This window comes from Pseudorhodoplanes sp., from assembly GCF_050250235.1.
In the GTDB taxonomy this organism is placed as follows: Bacteria; Pseudomonadota; Alphaproteobacteria; order Rhizobiales; family Xanthobacteraceae; genus Pseudorhodoplanes.
This window is the reverse complement of the sequence record NZ_JBFWPA010000304.1, coordinates 1-3233: the sequence shown is the minus strand read 5'-3', so window position 1 is coordinate 3233 and position 3233 is coordinate 1. Positions and strand designations below refer to the sequence as shown.

2 protein-coding genes and 1 pseudogene are annotated in these 3233 nt (G+C 57.7%); 1 reads left to right on the top strand and 2 read right to left on the bottom strand.

Annotation, left to right across the window (positions count from 1 at the left end; all coding sequences use genetic code 11):
* Window positions 1-97: pseudogene (locus AB7F49_RS39125) on the bottom strand (carboxyl transferase domain-containing protein); the annotation flags it as partial.
* A gap of 218 nt (window positions 98-315) precedes the next feature.
* Here AB7F49_RS39125 and AB7F49_RS39120 point away from each other — a divergent pair.
* Entirely contained in the window at window positions 316-1728 is a 1413-nt protein-coding gene (locus AB7F49_RS39120; protein ID WP_428533351.1) for a helix-turn-helix domain-containing protein, read from the top strand.
* 129 nt (window positions 1729-1857) lie between these two features.
* On the opposite strand, the gene AB7F49_RS39115 is transcribed toward AB7F49_RS39120, so the two are convergent.
* Window positions 1858-2844, bottom strand: coding sequence for a DMT family transporter (locus AB7F49_RS39115; protein WP_428533348.1), 987 nt, complete (start codon window positions 2842-2844; stop codon window positions 1858-1860).
* Window positions 2845-3233 lie beyond the last annotated feature (389 nt).

The following is a 3233-nucleotide window of genomic DNA, read 5'->3' as shown; positions in this document are numbered from 1 at the left end:
GCTTGCCTTTCGCGTGCTGGGCGTCGACACGCTTCTGTCCTCCACCCATCCGGGCTTGCGCACGACGCACCTCGAGTTGTTCGAGAACGGCCCGCATCAGCGGTCAGCCTTCGGTGCAAAGTTCAAAGCCGTCGGCAATGGCGTCGCGGCGAGCCGGCTTTGCCTCAAATGCGGGTTTGCTTTGCTGGACAATCGCATGAGCGCCTCCACTGGAATAACGCTCCGCATTAGTTCACCGGCAATGCACGGGAAAGGCTTGACCGCGTGCGATTGCGAAATGTATGGAATTGCAAACAGCAACATGCGAAATTGCAAATGGCGAACGGTAAGCTCTTCATTGGACGCCGCGTCCGCGAACTGCGGGAGGCGAGCAAGGCCACCCAGGCCGTCTTCGCCGAGCGGCTAGGGATTTCGACCAGCTATCTGAACCAGATCGAAAACAATCAGCGACCGGTATCAGCAGCAGTCCTTCTTGCGCTGGCCGAGAAATTCCAGGTCGATATCGCTTCGATCGGCGGCAGCGAGGCCGACCGGCTGCTCTCGGCACTCAGCGAGGCCCTTGCCGACCCGATATTCAGCGGTGTTTCAGCCGGATTTCAGGAACTCAAGCTCGTTGCCCAAAACGCGCCGTCTCTCGCGCATGCACTGATCACCTGTCATCAGGCATATCGCAGGAATAGCGAGCAGCTTGCCAGCTTCGACGACCAGCTGATCCGGACCAACGCTTTTGCCGAGCCGACACCTTACGAGGAGGTGCGGGATTTCTTTCATTTTGTTGACAACTACATTGATGAGCTCGACCGGTCGGCCGAGCACCTGGCGAAGGCCCTGGGCATGCCGGATCGAGATGTCGGTGCCGCGTTGGCAGGTCATCTGGAGCAACAGCATCAGGTTCGTATTGCGCGTGCTGCCAATGGCGAGCGGATAATCAGGCGCTTCGACGCCGCCGCGCGCGTGCTGTACTTGAACTCGTACTCGCCTGCATCGACGCGCAGTTTTCAAATGGCATTCCAGATCGGCGCCTTGGACCACCGGGCGGAGATCGAGGCCATCATCAAGCGAGTGGGCTTCCGAACCTCCGAAGCGGCGGAGATATGCAGGATTGGCCTCCAGAACTATTTTGCCGGCGCGCTCATGTTGCCATACCGTCCCTTCCTGGCCACGGCAAAAGAACTTCGACATGACTTGCACCTGCTTGCTATGCGCTTCGGCGCCAGCCTTGAGCAGGTGGCGCATCGCCTTTCGACCTTGCAAAGGCCTCGGATGAAGGGCGTGCCGGTCTTTTTCGCGCGCATCGACCGTTCCGGGAACATCACCAAGCGCCACAGCGCCGCGAAATTGCAGTTCGCGCGCTATGGTGCAGCTTGCCCGTTGTGGAACGCTCATCAGGCATTCGAAACCCCCGGCCGCATGAATTGCCAGTTGGCCGAGACACCGGACGGCGTGCGCTATCTCAGTATCGCCACCGAAATCACCAAGGAAGACGGTGGATTCGGTTCTCCTCATCGACGCTATGCGATCGCGCTCGGATGCGAGATCTCCGACGCTGGTGATTTCGTCTACGCGGACCGGCTGGATTTTGCCAAAAGCTCTGCGTTCGAGCCCATCGGCGTTTCATGCCGCATTTGCGAGCGAATTGACTGCATTCAACGCGCCGTCCCGCCGCTCAAGAGCACGATTGTGATTGACCACGACCGACGCAGCGAACTGCCATACACGGTTTGCTGATTTCGATCGCCGGCAGCGACAGGACATGCAAGTCGAATCATCATCATTGCTCCAACCTCGATTCGCCGAAATCGCTTCCCGACGTCAGAAGCATCGTCAACGACCGTGCGCGGGTCTCCCAAGCGACAGTTAAGGCGGGTCTAGCTGGCATCGACAACCAGACTCCAAAGCGTTCGCTCGAACAATGGCTCGATGTCGACGTTTTTCAACATGCTGCGAACCGTGGAGAGCGAACAAGCCGGCCACGATAATGATCAGAGCGCCTGCCACGGTGGTGGCGCGCGGCAACTCCGCGAAGAACACATATCCCCACAGCGGAGTCCAGATCATGCCAGTGTATTCGAAAGTTGCAACACGGTTTGCCGGCGCTAGACGATAGGCTTGAGAGAGAAGCACCATTCCTGCAGAAGCAACTACGCCGCATCCGGTCATCTTCAGCAGATCGATCGATGTTGGCCATACCCAGGGCCTAACCAAGAATGCCAGGCTGGGGTGTTCTGCATGCGTGAAGCCTGCCACGCGAAACGCAACAGCGAACACGATCGATCCTGCTAGAAACGCTACGTTCTGGTAGAATCCCATCGTAGTCGCGGATTCGGTTTCGCTGATATGACGCGCGATCACTTGTGAAAATGCATAGAGAAGTGCTGATCCAAGGGAGAGAAACGCGGCCCAGTCCAGCAAACCTGCTCCAGGGCGGAGCATTATCAGAACCCCCACCAAACCGAGCAGAACGCCAGCCAAGGTTCCGATGGAAATCCGCTCTCCCAAGTATGGGCTTGCGAGCCCCATTATGAAAAGCGGAGCCATGAAGAAGAGAGATACGGCATCGGCGAGCGTCAACGCTGCGATGGCTAGGTAATAAAGCGCGTACGAAAAGAACTGCGTGAATCCTCGGATGGTCAGAGTTATGTATCTTTTTGTAAGCAGCGCACCCAGTCCGACGTCGAGGTGGACAAGAACCACGAGGATCGGAAATGAGGCCAAGGCCCTTACCGCCATCACTTCGGAAACAGGGTACGCGGACGATACCGACTTGACCAATGGATCCTGTAGGGAAAACACAAAGACGCCTAGACAAAGGCTTGCAACCCCCCGCAACACTCGATTCTGCATGTCGGTTCGCTGAGTTAGAGCCTTCCGGCTGGATGAAGTTCACTGGGATCTGGAGAGCGAGGTCGCGCCACCGGGGACGCAAGCACAGTAATGGCTAGCCACTTCAAAAGGCAAAGTTAGGACCTCGGCGCGGGGTACTCGTTAGAGTAGCCAGGGCATGTTCGACCGATTCCACTTCGACCGCGAACCGGCGCCGGGAAATCCGAGCGCCTCGCGGGTAAGTCCAGCGTCAGCTAGAAGCCTGTCGTCGTGCCGTGCAAGAATTGTGTCCAAGGCGGTGTCTCGGCCGACCAGATTCCAGTGCTGGAGATACCTTGATCCGATTGACTGAGTTCTGGAGAGGATTGACATCCAAGTTTTCCTTCGTTGCCTACCCAGGTTGCACCTGC